The 13309-nt window shown below is 72.5% G+C and carries 14 protein-coding genes; 5 read left to right on the top strand and 9 right to left on the bottom strand.

The genetic code is table 11. From position 1 onward, the window contains the following. Positions 1 to 73: 73 nt before the first annotated feature. From O7631_RS12530 to rimP, 9 genes are all read right to left on the bottom strand, one after another. Entirely contained in the window at positions 74 to 283 is a 210-nt protein-coding gene (locus tag O7631_RS12530) for a DUF6186 family protein (protein ID WP_208745211.1), read from the bottom strand. Then, positions 283 to 690: a hypothetical protein gene (locus O7631_RS12525; RefSeq protein ID WP_269680575.1), complete on the bottom strand. Its 408-nt coding sequence runs from the start codon at positions 688 to 690 to the stop codon at positions 283 to 285. The genes O7631_RS12530 and O7631_RS12525 overlap by 1 nt, the downstream gene beginning before the upstream one ends. A gap of 100 nt (positions 691 to 790) precedes the next feature. Further along, positions 791 to 1849 (bottom strand): bifunctional oligoribonuclease/PAP phosphatase NrnA, encoded by a 1059-nt coding sequence (locus O7631_RS12520; RefSeq protein WP_278144386.1) that lies wholly within the window; start codon positions 1847 to 1849, stop codon positions 791 to 793. Continuing rightward, the gene (gene rbfA, locus O7631_RS12515) at positions 1846 to 2337 is read right to left on the bottom strand and encodes a 30S ribosome-binding factor RbfA (protein WP_278144385.1); all 492 of its coding nucleotides are present in this window, start codon (positions 2335 to 2337) and stop codon (positions 1846 to 1848) included. Before rbfA ends, O7631_RS12520 begins: the two co-directional genes overlap by 4 nt. 126 nt (positions 2338 to 2463) lie before the next feature. After that, positions 2464 to 2760, bottom strand: coding sequence for a DUF503 domain-containing protein (locus O7631_RS12510; RefSeq protein ID WP_278144384.1), 297 nt, complete (start codon positions 2758 to 2760; stop codon positions 2464 to 2466). Between the two features lie 90 nt (positions 2761 to 2850). Further along, the gene (gene infB / locus O7631_RS12505; protein WP_278144383.1) at positions 2851 to 5868 is read right to left on the bottom strand and encodes a translation initiation factor IF-2; all 3018 of its coding nucleotides are present in this window, start codon (positions 5866 to 5868) and stop codon (positions 2851 to 2853) included. Between the two features lie 93 nt (positions 5869 to 5961). Further along, complete coding sequence (locus O7631_RS12500) at positions 5962 to 6294, bottom strand: YlxR family protein (RefSeq protein WP_238645889.1); 333 nt, start codon at positions 6292 to 6294, stop codon at positions 5962 to 5964. A gap of 16 nt (positions 6295 to 6310) precedes the next feature. After that, entirely contained in the window at positions 6311 to 7354 is a 1044-nt protein-coding gene (nusA, locus tag O7631_RS12495; RefSeq protein WP_145785012.1) for a transcription termination factor NusA, read from the bottom strand. Next, a complete protein-coding gene (gene rimP / locus O7631_RS12490) occupies positions 7351 to 8040 on the bottom strand; it encodes a ribosome maturation factor RimP (protein WP_278147917.1) in 690 nt (229 codons plus the stop codon). Before rimP ends, nusA begins: the two co-directional genes overlap by 4 nt. 155 nt (positions 8041 to 8195) lie before the next feature. Between rimP and O7631_RS12485 the strand changes: the two genes are divergently transcribed. From O7631_RS12485 to O7631_RS12465, 5 genes are read left to right on the top strand one after another with little or no spacing between them, the layout of a single operon-like run. Then, entirely contained in the window at positions 8196 to 8723 is a 528-nt protein-coding gene (locus O7631_RS12485; protein WP_278144382.1) for a hypothetical protein, read from the top strand. Continuing rightward, positions 8720 to 9157, top strand: coding sequence for a ferritin-like domain-containing protein (locus O7631_RS12480; protein WP_278144381.1), 438 nt, complete (start codon positions 8720 to 8722; stop codon positions 9155 to 9157). The genes O7631_RS12485 and O7631_RS12480 overlap by 4 nt, the downstream gene beginning before the upstream one ends. A gap of 52 nt (positions 9158 to 9209) precedes the next feature. After that, complete coding sequence (locus O7631_RS12475; RefSeq protein WP_269680582.1) at positions 9210 to 9812, top strand: PadR family transcriptional regulator; 603 nt, start codon at positions 9210 to 9212, stop codon at positions 9810 to 9812. Then, the gene (locus O7631_RS12470; RefSeq protein ID WP_278144380.1) at positions 9809 to 10543 is read left to right on the top strand and encodes an ABC transporter ATP-binding protein; all 735 of its coding nucleotides are present in this window, start codon (positions 9809 to 9811) and stop codon (positions 10541 to 10543) included. The genes O7631_RS12475 and O7631_RS12470 overlap by 4 nt, the downstream gene beginning before the upstream one ends. Continuing rightward, the gene (locus O7631_RS12465; protein WP_278144379.1) at positions 10540 to 13308 is read left to right on the top strand and encodes an FtsX-like permease family protein; all 2769 of its coding nucleotides are present in this window, start codon (positions 10540 to 10542) and stop codon (positions 13306 to 13308) included. Before O7631_RS12470 ends, O7631_RS12465 begins: the two co-directional genes overlap by 4 nt. The last annotated feature ends 1 nt before the right edge of the window (position 13309 follow it).

Raw genomic sequence — 13309 nt, 5'->3', positions numbered from 1 at the left:
CCCTCTCCCAAGTTATCGTTCAGGTCCACATGCTGCTCACGGTTCCCGCCATCTGGACGGTCGGCAACCCGGCTCAACGGGCCAGGAAGTGCCATCCCAGCCACCACCAGAACCCGAACAGACCGATCCGGCCCACCGGCACCAGACCGACCTCGTAGCGCATCACGTACGCGCAGACCTCGCCCAGGGTGGGGATCCGGGAGCCCTCCCGCCGGGCCATCCACTCGACCACGGCGAAGAGCACCAGCGCGGCCAGGAAGCCGCCGATCGCAAGCGCCCGCATCATCGCCGCACCAACCCCCAGAAGGCCGCCAGCCAGGCGAACCAGGCCGCCGAACGGGTCAGCTGATCTTCCAGGAGAGGGTCGGCGAGCCGGGAGAAGGTGGGAAAGTCGTCACCGGCGGCCAGCACGAAGGTCGCACCCTCGAAGACGCCGAAGACCACCACCGGCACCGCCCACCAGACGGCTCCCGCGCCCAGGCGGCGCGGTGCCGGTCGCCGGGGCACGCGGTTGCTCAGACCGAGCCAGATCAGCACCCCGCCGGTGCCGAGGGTGAACAAATTCGCCTCGGTGGAGAAGGAGGCGAACCGACCACCGACCAGCGACAGGCAGACCAGGACGGGAACGGAGACGGCGGGCCGGTCCCAGGCGCGGGGGGCCTCCACGGTGAGGTCGTGCGGCTGCTCCATCCCGCAATTCTTCCCGGTCTCACGGAGCGCGGGAAGACCGACACTCCCCGGAGCTAACCCTGATCTTCGAGATGGCGGATCGATGATGGTGAGCGTCGCGTCAGCTCGTGGGCTGGACCAGCGCCCCGTCCAGTTGGTCACGGATCGACTCGACCACCTGCTCGACGGTGCCCCGGCCGGTGAAACCGGCCGCGAACGTGTGACCACCACCGCCCAGCGCGACCGCGACCCGGCTGACGTCCACAGCGCCCTTGCTGCGCATCGACACCGCCCACTCGCCCGACGTGGTCTGCTTCAACACACAGCCCACGTCCGCCTCGGCGGTGCAGCGCACCGAGTCGATCAACGCCTCCAGCACGTACGGCCGCTGGTCGTGGCGGGCCAGGTCGTCCAGGGTCGCGTAGGTCCAAACGAACCCTCGGCCAGCTGCGGCGGTCGGCTCCAACTGGGCCCGACCGAGCACCTCACCGAAGAGACGGACCGCGCCGAAGGGCCGGGTGTCGAACACCCGCCGCGAGATGTCGCCCGGCGAGATGCCGGTGGCCAGCAACCGGGCGGCCATCTCGTGCACCGCCGGGGTGGTCGCCGCGAACCGGAACGAACCGGTGTCAGTGGTCAGTGCCACGTAGAAGCATTCGGCGATCTCCCGATCGACCACGACCCCGAGCCGGGCCAGCAACCGCTCGGCCACCACCGACGTCGCCGCTGCTCCCGGATCGACAAGGTTGACGGTGCCGAAGCCCGGGTTCGAGGCATGGTGGTCGAGCACCAACGCCGCACCCGCCGACGACAGACGCCCGGCCAACTCGCCGAGGCGCGACTCGCTCGCCGCGTCGAAACAGATCACCAGATCGGGTGCCGGGTCCGCCGTGTCGGGCGGGACCAGCAGCTCCAGCCCGGGCAGCCCGTGCAACGGCTCCGGCACCTCCGGCGGCCCGGGGAAGGTCGCCTGCACCTCGCGTACGCCGAGCTGCCGCAGGCCCAGAGCGAAGCCGAGCATGCTGCCCAGGGCATCGCCGTCCGGGTTGACGTGACAGATCAACAGCACCCGGGCGCCCACCGGGAGATCCCGCAGCAGCGCCTCGGCCGCAGCCCAGTCCGCCTCGGTGGGGACAACCCCGGCGGCCCCGGCCAGCGGGGCGCTGGTGGCGCTGGTCACCGCGTTTCCCCACCCCGCGGGGTCTCCTTGACGTCGGTGGCCTCGTCGGCCTCGTCCGTCTCGTCGTCCTCGTCGTCCACCCGGTAGGGCTGGGCCTCTCCCGCGTACTTCGCCTGGGCGGCGAGCCGCTGCACCTCGGCGTCGGCGTTACGGGCGGCGGCGAGCAGGTCGTCGATGTGCTTGACCTGGTCCTGCACGTCGTCGAGGACGAACGCCAGGGTCGGCGAGTGCCGAAGCCCGAGGGCCTTGCCGACAGTGCTGCGCAGCATCCCCTTGGCGCTCTCCAGGGCGGCGGCGGTGTCCGCCTGGGCCACCGAGTCGCCGAGCACCGTGTAGAAGACCGTCGCGTCGCGCAGGTCCGCGGTGATCCGGGCGTCGGTGATGGTGATCATCCCGAGCCGCGGGTCCTTGATCTGGCTCCGCACCACCGACGCGACCAGCTCACGCACCCGCTCGGCGTGCCGGCGTACCTTGGCCGGATCAGACATCTCGCCACCTCCACGGCGTCCTGCTCCCGGTCGACCCGGCGACCCGCAGGCCGCCGGCCGACCGGCCAACATCTCGAACACTACCTTCGCGGCCGCACCGGTCGCCCGGCACAGCCGGCACCGTGGTCAGTCGTCGTCCACGCCGAACAGCCGGCGTCGAACCGACAACAGCTCGACCTCGGGACGGCCGGCCACCAGGCGCTCACAGGAGTCGAGCACCTCGCGGACGTGCCCTGTCTCGGCGGCCACCACGGCCACCGCAATCTGCGCCCGACCGTGCAGGTCGAGCGCTCCCACCTCGGCGGCCGACACCTCGAAGCGGCGCAGCGCCGCCACGATCGGCCGTACATATGATCTCTTGGCTTTGAGCGACCGGGAGTCGCCCGGCAGCAGCAGGTCGAAGACCGCGGTTCCGGTGAACATCGCCCCGGACGATACCGCCAACCCGCCCCGCATGATCAAGGGGTTTACGCCTTGCGGCGTAAACCCCTTGATCAGCGTGTCACTGCCGGATCAGGCGCGAACCTTCTCCCGCATCTCGAAGGTCTCGATGACGTCGCCGACCTGGACGTTGTTGTAACCACCCAGGGTCAGACCACACTCGAAGCCCTCGCGGACCTCGGTGGCGTCGTCCTTGAACCGCTTCAGTGAGGTGATCGTGAGGTTGTCCGCCACGACCGTCCCGTCCCGAAGCAGCCGAGCCTTCGCGTTGCGCCGGATGATGCCCGACCGGACGATGCAACCGGAGATGTTGCCGATCTTGGACGAGCGGAAGACGTCGCGGATCTCCGCGGTGCCCAGCTCGGCCTCCTCGTACTCCGGCTTGAGCAGGCCCTTGAGCGCTGCCTCGATCTCCTCGATGGCCTGGTAGATGACGGTGTAGTACCGGATCTCCACGCCCTCGCGGTCGGCCATCTCACGGACCTTGTTGGAGGCCCGCACGTTGAAGCCGATGATCGTGACCGGCTCGGACGACGCGCTCGCGAGCATGACGTTGCTCTCGGTGATCGCGCCGACGCCCCGGTCGAGGACCTTGAGCTGGACCTCCTCGGGGATGTCGAGGTTGAACAGCGCGTCCTCCAGGGCCTCCACCGAACCGGAGACATCGCCCTTGAGGATGAGGTTGAGCGAGGTCTTCTCGCCCTCCTTGAGCTGCTCCATGAGCGTCTCGAGGGTGGCCCGACCACGGGAGTTGGCGAATGCCGCCGCCCGCCGCCGCGCCTGCCGCTGCTCGGCGATCTGCCGCACGGTGCGGTCGTCCGCCGCCGCGAGGAAGGTGTCGCCCGCGCCGGGCGGCGCGGTCAGACCCAGAACCATGACCGGACGCGCCGGCCCAGCCTCGGAGAGCTGGTTGCCGTTCTCGTCGAGCATGGCCCGGACCCGGCCGTGCGCCCCACCGGCGACGATCGAGTCGCCCGCCCGCAGGGTGCCCTTCTGCACCAGCACCGTAGCCACCGCACCGCGGCCCTTGTCCAGGTGCGCCTCGATGGCCACACCCTGCGCCGGCCCGTCGATCGGAGCGGTCAGCTCCAGCGACGCGTCGGCGGTCAGCAGGACGGCCTCGAGCAGCTCCTCGATGCCGATGCCCGGCTTGGCCGCCACGTTGACGAACATGGTCTCGCCGCCGTACTCCTCGGCGACCAGGCCGTACTCGGTCAACTGCTGGCGGACCTTGTCCGGGTTGGCATCCGGCTTGTCGACCTTGTTGACCGCGACCACGATCGGCACGTCGGCCGCCTTGGCGTGGTTCAACGCCTCGATGGTCTGCGGCATCACGCCGTCGTCGGCCGCGACGACCAGGATCACGATGTCCGTCACCTGGGCACCACGGGCACGCATGGCGGTGAACGCCTCGTGACCCGGGGTGTCGATGAAGGTCACCGCGCGGTCCACACCCTCGTGCGGAACGTGCACCTGGTACGCACCGATGTGCTGGGTGATGCCACCCGCCTCACCGGCCACGACGTTCGCCTTGCGGATCGCGTCGAGCAGCTTGGTCTTACCGTGGTCGACGTGACCCATGACGGTCACCACCGGCGCACGGCTGACCAGACGCTCCTCGGCCACCTCCGCGTCGAGGTCGATGTTGAACTGCGCGAGCAGCTCGCGGTCCTCGTCCTCCGGGCTGACGATCTGGATGTCGAAGCCCAGGTGCTCACCCAGCAGCTGCAGGGTGTCGTCAGAGCAGGACTGGGTCGCGGTGACCATCTCGCCCAGGTTGAACATCTCCTGGACCAGCGAACCAGGGTTGGCGTTGATCTTGTCCGCGAAGTCGGACAGCGAGGCGCCGCGGGACAGCCGGACGACCTGACCCTGACCCCGGGGAGCACCCGAGCTCATGGTCGGAGCCGACAGGTTGTCGAACTCCTGTCTGCGCTGCTTCTTGGACTTGCGACCGCGCGTCGGCCGACCACCCGGACGCCCGAAGGCACCCGCGGCGCCGCCGCCACGGCCACGACCGCCCGCACCCGGACGACCGCCGCCACCGGCCGGACCACCCGGACGGAAACCGCCACCGGGAGCACCGCCACCGCCACCGGGACCGCCACGGTAGCCACCGCCACCGCCGGCACCCGCGCCGCCACCGGGGCCGCCGCGGTAACCGCCACCGCCACCGGCGCCACCGCCGGGACCGCCACGGAAACCACCGCCACCGCCACCGGGACGACCAGCGCCGCCACCGGGACGACCAGCGCCACCGGGACCGGGACGACCGGCGGCCGGACGCTGACTCGGCATGGACGCCGGGCTGGGCCGCGGCGGCATCGAGTTCGGGCTCGGCCGCGGCGGCATACCCGCCGGGGTGTTGGGCCGGGGACCACCCGCACCAGCGGCCGGGGGCCGCTGCTGCTGGCCGCCCTGGATGCCGAACGGGTTGTTACCGGCGCCGCGCGCCGGCGGGCGACCGCCCGGTCGGGCACCCGGACCCGGAGCAGGCGCGCTCGGGCGAGCTGCCGGCGAACCGGGACGGGGCGGCATCGCGGCCGGACCCGGCCGAGGGCCGGGACGGTTGCCGCCGTCTGCCGGGGGCTCCCGGCGAACGGGGTTCTCCCGCTGCTGCTGGCGGGCGGCCTGCGCGGCCTTGACCGCGGCCTCCTGCTCAGCCTTCAGCGCGGCGGCACGCGCCTCCGCGGCCGCCACCTCGATGTCGTGGGCGCTCGCCGGCTTGGCGACCGGAGCCGCGGGCTGCGGCGCTGCGGGCACCGGACCCTTCGGCTTCGGGCCGGGAACCGGCGCGGCCGGCCGCCGAGGCGGCATCGGCTTGGCCGAGACCCGGGGCGCGCCCGGGGTCGGGGACGTCGTCGGGGTCGGGTTGGAAGCCGGCGTCGACGCGGGCGCCGACGGGGCAGCCGCTGCCGGCGCACCGGCGGACGCGACGAATGCGTTACGCAGCCGCCGGGCGACGGGCGCCTCGACGGTGCTCGACGCGGACTTCACGAACTCGCCCATTTCCTTCAGCTTGGCGAGAACGGTCTTACTCTCGACCCCGAGCTCTTTTGCAAGCTCGTGTACGCGGGCCTTGCCTGCCACTGCACTCCTCACTCCGAGGTCGTGCGGGCAGCACCCGCAGCGACCTCACTCGTGCACTTGAAGCCTGGTCATTTCAGGGACTTCATCGTGTGCTCATGTCGGTCGTCCTACCCTGCTAGCGACCCTCGCCCGGTCGGGCTGACCGGACGTAGTGGTTGGCGCATCGACGTGCTCCGCCAGCACACCGTGGTCGAGGACCTCGGTGATGCGCAGCGCACGCCCGAAGGCGCGGCGCCGCACCGCCAGCGCGAAGCAGGCCGGATCCGGGTGCATGTTCGCTCCCCGACCCGGCAGCCTGCGAAGCGGGTCAGGCCGGAGGCTGTGACCAGCCTCGTCCCTGACCGCGACTATCCGCAGCAATTCGCTGGCCGGCGCACGTTGCCGGCAACCCACACAGGTGCGCTCCGGCTGCGCGCGTCGTACCACTGGAAGAAGTCTACCCCTAGCCGCCGGAGATCGCTCCGCCCGGCTCCCGCACGTGATCAGCTCCCGCACGCGCGGCCGGGGCGCTCTGCTCCGCATCGGAGCGGATGTCGATCCGCCAACCGGTCAGACGGGCCGCGAGTCGGGCATTCTGCCCCTCCCGGCCGATGGCGAGCGAAAGCTGGAAGTCGGGAACTGTCACCCGGGCGGCCCGACCAGCCAGGTCGACCACCTCGACCCGCAGCGCCTTGGCCGGCGACAACGCGTTACCGACGAAGGTGGCGGGGTCGTCCGACCAGTCAATAATGTCGATCTTCTCGCCGTGCAACTCGCTCATCACGGCGCGCACCCGCTGGCCCATCGGCCCGATGCAGGCACCCTTGGCGTTGACGCCGGGGGTCGTGGAGCGCACCGCGATCTTCGTACGGTGACCTGCCTCACGGGCGATCGCGCCGATCTCGACAGTGCCGTCGGCGATCTCCGGGACCTCCAGCGCGAACAACTTCTTGACCAGCGCCGGGTGCGACCGGGACAGGGTGATCTGCGGCCCGCGCATGCCCTTGGCCACGTGCACCACGACGCAGCGGACCCGCTCACCGTGGGCGTACCGCTCGCCGGGCACCTGCTCGGACTGCGGCAGCACGCCCTCCAGCTTGCCCAGGTCGACGCTGACGATGCCCTTCTCGGTACGCGTCTCGTGCGCCTGCACCACGCCGGTGACCAGGTCACCCTCGCGGCCGACGTACTCGCCGAAGTGCACCTCGTCGGTGGCCTCCCGCAGACGCTGGAGGATCACCTGCTTGGCGGTCATGGCGGCGATTCGGCCGAAGTCGTGCGGGGTGTCGTCCCACTCCCGCACCAGGCTGCCGTCGGAGTCCATCTCCTGCGCGTACACCAGGGCTGCGCCGGACTTGCGGTCGATCTCCACCCGGGCGTGCGGCTCGGCACCGTCGGTGTGCCGGTAGGCGGTCAGCAACGCGGTCTCGATCGCCGCGAGAATCGTGTCGAACGGGATCTCCCGCTCGCGCTCGAGTGCGCGCAGCGCCGCGAGGTCGATGTTCACCTCTCCTCGTCCTCCACATCATCTTCGTCGTCGATGTCGTCTGAATCGTCGAACTCGTCTGAATCGTCCGCGTCGTCGAACTCGTCGTCCGGCTCGCCGAGCTCGGCCAGGCGGGTGAACTCGACCTGCACGCGACCCGGGCCCAGCTGGTCGTACGCCCAGGACGTCCGGCCGTCCTCAGTCTCCAGCTGCACGCCCTCGTCGTCGGCCGCGACCACCCGGCCGGTCAGCTGGCGGTCGCCGGCGGCCTGCTCGCCGCGCTGGCCGGGCAGCGCGGTCGCGCCCCGAACGGTGACCTTGACGAGTCGACTCACGTTGCGCCGCCAGTGCCGGGGCAGGGTGAGCGGCCGGTCGACGCCCGGCGAACTGACCTCGAGCTGGTATTCCCCGGCCACGATGTCGCCACCGGTCTCCTCCGCGGCGTCCAGCGCGGCCGAGACCGCCCGGGAGACGTCCGCGACGGCGTCCAGGTCGATCCCGCCGTCGGCGTCCACCATCACCCGCACCACGTGCCGACGACCGGCCCGGGAGACCGACAGGTCCTCCAGGTCGTAGCCGGCGTCGTTGACGACGGGCTCGATCACGGCTCGCAACCGGGCACGTCGCCCGGCGAGGTCACCACCGCGGGGACCCGCGGCAACGCGGGGCCGACCGGTCGGCCTGGTGGCACGGCCACGCTGCGTCATCTCCGCACCCTTTCCCTGGTCGACGGTGGTGGGTCTTCCCGCCATGCCGGCACGCCACCGGAGCGGACACGCCGGTGGCTGCGCAGAGCGTAACGCGCCTGCCCGGCGGCGGGCCGAGCGGCGCACCGACGCCGATGACCCCTGGACCGGCCCCCATGGTGTTGACTTGCCCGGTGGGGATCGGCAGAACGACACAGCGCGACCAGGCATCCGGGCATTCCCGGCGAAAGCTCCTGCGTGGCGGGGCACTGCTGGTGCTCGGCGGTGCCGCCGCACCGCTGACCGGCTGTGATCTTTTCGACCGTGACGACAAGCCGGCACCGCCGCCCGACCCGCTGCGGCCGATGGTGGACGAGGCGCTCGCGCTGGCCGAGGCGTACCGGAGCAGCGCCGCCGCGCACCCCGACCTGGCCGGCCGCCTCGGCCCGATCGGCGAGGCGCACACCGCGCATGCCACCGAGCTGGCCCGGGTGATCGGCGTCGCCCTGCCCTCGGCGGCGGCCACCACCCCCACCACCGCTCCGGCAGCCGACCCGGCCGGCGCGCTCGCCGCACTGCGCGCGCTGGAAAAGACCGCCCAACAGTCAGCATCCACCGCCTGCGCCGCAGCGCCCGCCGAGCGGGCCGCGCTGCTCGGGTCGATCGTCGCCGCCCGCGCCACCCACCAGGAGGCACTGAAGTGAGGCAGCCGTCCGCCGGGGAGGCTCTCGCCTCCGCCCTGTCCGCCGAGTACGCGGCCATCTACGCCTACGGGCGGATCGGTGTCCGGCTCACCGGCGCGGCACGGGAGGCGGCACACCAGGCGGAGGCCGCGCATCGACGTCGGCGCGACACACTGGTGGTGCAGCTCACCACCGCCGGCGGCGTCGTACCGCCGGACCGGGCCGGCTACGCGCTGCCGTTCCCCGTCACCGACCGGGCGAGCGCCCTGCGACTCGCCGCCGAGGTGGAGGAACGCACAGCCGCGCACTGGCGGGCGGCATTGGCGTCGACCACCGGCGCCGACCGGGACCAGGCCCTCGCCGCCCTGGTGGAGTACGCGGTACGCGCCACCCGGTGGCGCAAGACGGCCGGGTCGACCCCGCTGACCGTCCCGTTTCCCGGTCGACCAGCCTGAACGGTCCCCCTTCGGTTGCGGAGCGCATACCAGGTATGCATACTCCGTTGCCATGTCCATCCGTCACGGGTTGCTCGCCCTGCTCGAACGCGGCCAGATGTACGGCTACCAGCTGCGCGCCGCGTTCGAGGAGTCGACCGGCTCGACCTGGCCGCTGAACATCGGGCAGGTCTACACCACGCTGTCCCGGCTGGAACGGGACGGTCTGGTGCGCCCGCTGCCGGAGAGCGAGGCCGGGCAGCGCCCGTACGAGATCACCGATGCCGGCCGGGCGGACCTGGCGTTGTGGTTCGCCACCCCGATCAGCCGCACCGATCGCCCCCGCGACGAGTTGGCCATCAAGCTGGCGTTGGCGCTGACCACACCCGGGGTGGACGTCCGCTCGGTGGTGCAGGCCCAGCGCAGCGCGACGATGCGTGCCCTTCAGGAGCTGACCCGGCTGAAGTACGGCAGCAACCGGCCGGAGGACCTCCCCTGGCGCCTCGTACTGGACTCCATGGTGTTCCAGGCCGAGGCGGAGGTGCGCTGGCTGGACCACTGCGAGAGCAGTCTGGTGCGGCACCAACCCACCGGCCCGGCACCTCCCGTGCCTCGAGTGGGGGACCCCGACGCGCAGGACTCAGCGAGGTGGGCCGGCGAGGAGGCCCGACGGTGAGCGGGTCGGACGACGCGGTCTTGGAGCTCCGCGCCGTCCACCGCACCCACGGCTCCGGACCGGCGGCGGTGCACGCGCTGCGCGGCGTCAGCCTGGCCGTCCGGCCCGGCGAACTGGTCGCCGTGATGGGACCGTCCGGATCCGGCAAGTCCACGCTGTTGGCGCTGGCCGGAGGGCTGGACCGTCCGACCGGCGGCGAGGTCCGGGTCGAGGGGCAACCGCTCGGGGCCCTGGACCGTCGCGGGCTGGCCCAACTGCGTCGACGCCGGATCGGCTACATCTTCCAGCAGCTCAATCTGCTGGGCAGTCTGAGCGCGCTGGAGAACGTGGCCCTCCCGCTGGAGCTCGACGGCACCAGCGGACGCCGCGCCCGCGCGCTGGCCCGGGCCGCGCTCACCGAGGTGGGCCTGCCCGGGTTGGGCGACCGCTTCCCCGACCAGCTCTCCGGCGGGCAGCAGCAGCGGGTGGCCATCGCCCGCGCGCTGGTGGGTGAGCGGCGACTGGTACTCGCCGACGAGCCCACCGGCGCACTGGACTCGCAGACCGGCGAGGCGGTGCTGCACCTGCTACGCCGCCGGATCGACGCGGGCGCCGCCGGGGTGCTGGTCACCCACGAGGCACGACACGCCGGCTGGGCGGACCGGGTGGTGTTCCTCCGCGACGGCGTGCTCGTCGACACGACGGCACCGCTGGGCAGCGTCGAGCAACTGCTGTCCGGTAGCGAGCGGTGACCATCCGCCGTCCGCAGCAGGCCCCGGACCGGGCCGACCCCGTGCCGGCGTCGCCGGTCCAGCCACCCGCCCTCGTCGGCCGGCGACGGATCGCCGAGCTGACCGGCTCCTGGCGGACCGCGCTGCGGATCGCGCGGCGCGAGTCCCGCCGGGCCCGGGGGCGGACCGCCCTGGTCCTCGCGATGATCGCCCTGCCGGTGGCCGTGCTGGCCTTCCTCGCGGCGAGCTACGACATGGCCGAGCTGACCTCGCAGGAACGTGTCGACCGTCGACTCGGCGTCGCCGACGCGGAGTTGCAGTGGGTCGCCAACGGCCCGGTGGGACAGGACGAGTGGGGTGAGGGCTGGAACACGCAGGACGGCAAGCCCCCTCCGAGGGTCACCGCAGCCCAGATGACCGCGCTGCTGGGGCCGGGCAGTCGGGTCACCGAGGTGCGCCCGTACACCCCGCTGACCCTGCGCGGCCCGGACCGCGACGAGAACGTGTCCGGTCGGGTGCTGGACCTCGGCGACCCGTTGGCCAGGGGGCTGGTGCGGTTCCTGGCCGGGCGGGCACCACAGCAGCCCTTTGAGGTCGCGGTCAGCCCGGCGGCACTGCGCCGCCTGGACCTGCGCCTCGGAGACGCCGTCACGGTCGCAGACGGGAGCAGGGCGTACACAGTGGTGGGGGTGGTCGAGTTCCCCGACGACCTCGGTCCGGTCGTGGCGCTGCACCCGGGAGCCGTACCGAAGACCGGTCCCGGGCCGGACAGCGTCTGGTTGGCGGACGTAGCCGGGACCGTCGACGCCGCGCTGGTGTCCCGGCTCAACGACCGGGGCGTGGTGGTCACCGCACGCCACTCGGACGGCGCGGGGGGCGGATCGAACCGGACCCGGTTCGGGTTCATCGGGGCGAGCGACGCCAACGACCTGAGCACCGGCGTCCTGATCGCCGGCCTCGGGCTGCTGGAGGTCGTCCTGCTGGTCGGGCCGGCCTTCGCCGTCGGCGTCCGTCGCCGACGGCGGGATCTGGCGCTGGTCGCGGTGGCCGGTGGGGACGCCGCCCAACTGCGCCGGGTCGTGCTGGCCGACGGTGTGGTGCTGGGCGTGCTGGGCGCCGCCGTCGGTCTGGTCGTCGGCGTCGGCGCGGCGTTCGCCGGCCGCCCGCTGATGGAGGAGTACGTCTTCGGTGTGCGCTTCGGCGGCTACCGCTGCTGGCCGGCCGCCCTGGTGCTGCTTGGTGCGGTAGCGGTGCTGACCGGGGTGCTCGCCGCGCTGGCACCGGCGTGGACGGCCGCCCGGCAGGATGTCAGCGCCGGGCTCGCCGGGCGACGTACCCCACCGGTGGCCCCGGGCCGGTGGCTGGTCGTCGGCCTCGCACTGGTCGTGGGCGGGGCAGGGCTGGCGGCGTACGGGTCCGCCCAAACCTCCCCCGCAGTGATCCTCACCGGTCTGATCCTCGGCGAGCTGGGGCTGGTGTCCTGCACGCCGACGTTGATCACGACGCTCGCCCGTCTCGGCCGGCTGTTGCCGTTGGCGCCCCGGATCGCGTTGCGCGACGCCAGCCGCAACCGAGCCGCCGCGGTGCCGGCCATCTGCGCCGTGATGGCCGCCGTCGCCAGCAGCGTGGCGCTCGGCGGGTACCTGACCAGTGACGGCGTCCGCGACGCACGCGCCTATCAGCCGATGCTGCCGACCGGTCACATGCTGGTCTACCAGAACGGGTCGGGCCAGCAACCCACGCTGGCCCAGGTGGTCGACGCCGCCCAGGATCAGTTGGGGGTCGGGGCCGTGGCCACCGTCCACACGCCGGACTGCGACGCGGCGGGCGCTGTCTACTGCGACATCGCGCCGGTGCTCCCCCCGGGCCGGGAATGCCCCTGGCAGATCGATGACGACCTTCCCGCGTCGCACCGCCAGCAGGCGCGGTCCGACCCACGCTGCGCGGCGGACCCCTCCGAGGGCTACCTGCAACCCGAGGTGGACGACGGCAGCGCGCTACCACTTCTCACCGGCGCGGACCCGACGACGACAGCGGCGGCCTCGGCGGTGCTACGCGCCGGCGGCGTGGTGGTGACCGACCCGCGCTACCTGCACGACAACCTGGTGACGGTACGCGTCAGCCGGGTGGACACCGGGCCGGATCAGCTGACCGCGCTCCGTGATCTGCCCGGGTACGCGCTGCCCCGGGCGGTCGGCTATCCCCGTCTGCTGCTGTCCACCGGCGCGGCCCGACAACTCGGCGTGAACTGGTCCTCGGCCGGCTGGGTGATCGGCACCACGATCCCGCCCGACGAGGAGCAGCAGGCACGGTTCGCCGCCGCCCTGGCGTCGTTCGGGACCTTCGCGCTGAACGTGGAGCAGGGTTCCGCGCCCCGGGACGTCTCACCGCTGCTCCTGCTCATCGCGGCGGCGGCCGGCCTGATCACGGTGGGAGCGGCCGGTATCGCCACGGCGCTCGCCGCCGCCGAGGGACGCGCCGAACTGACCACCCTGGCGGCCGTCGGCGCGGCACCGGCGTTGCGCCGGTCGCTGGCGATCTGCCAGGCCGGGGTCATCGCCGGGCTCGGTTCGGTGCTCGGCATCGTGGCCGGGCTGGGCACCGCGGCGATCGTGCTGTTCTCGGTCAACCGGCAGTACGCCAGCGCCTGGCCGGTACCCGATCCGTACCCGATCCTGGTGCCGTGGCCCACCCTCGGGGTGCTCGTGCTGGTGCCGGTGGTGACGATGCTCGGGGCCGGTCTGTTCACCCGCGCCCGGCTGCCGATCGAGCGGCGACTGGACTGAC

This window comes from Micromonospora sp. WMMD967 (assembly GCF_029626165.1).
Lineage (GTDB): Bacteria > Actinomycetota > Actinomycetes > Mycobacteriales > Micromonosporaceae > Micromonospora > Micromonospora taraxaci.
The sequence above is the reverse complement of the archived record's forward strand: the minus strand, read 5'-3'. Positions and strand labels throughout refer to the sequence as shown.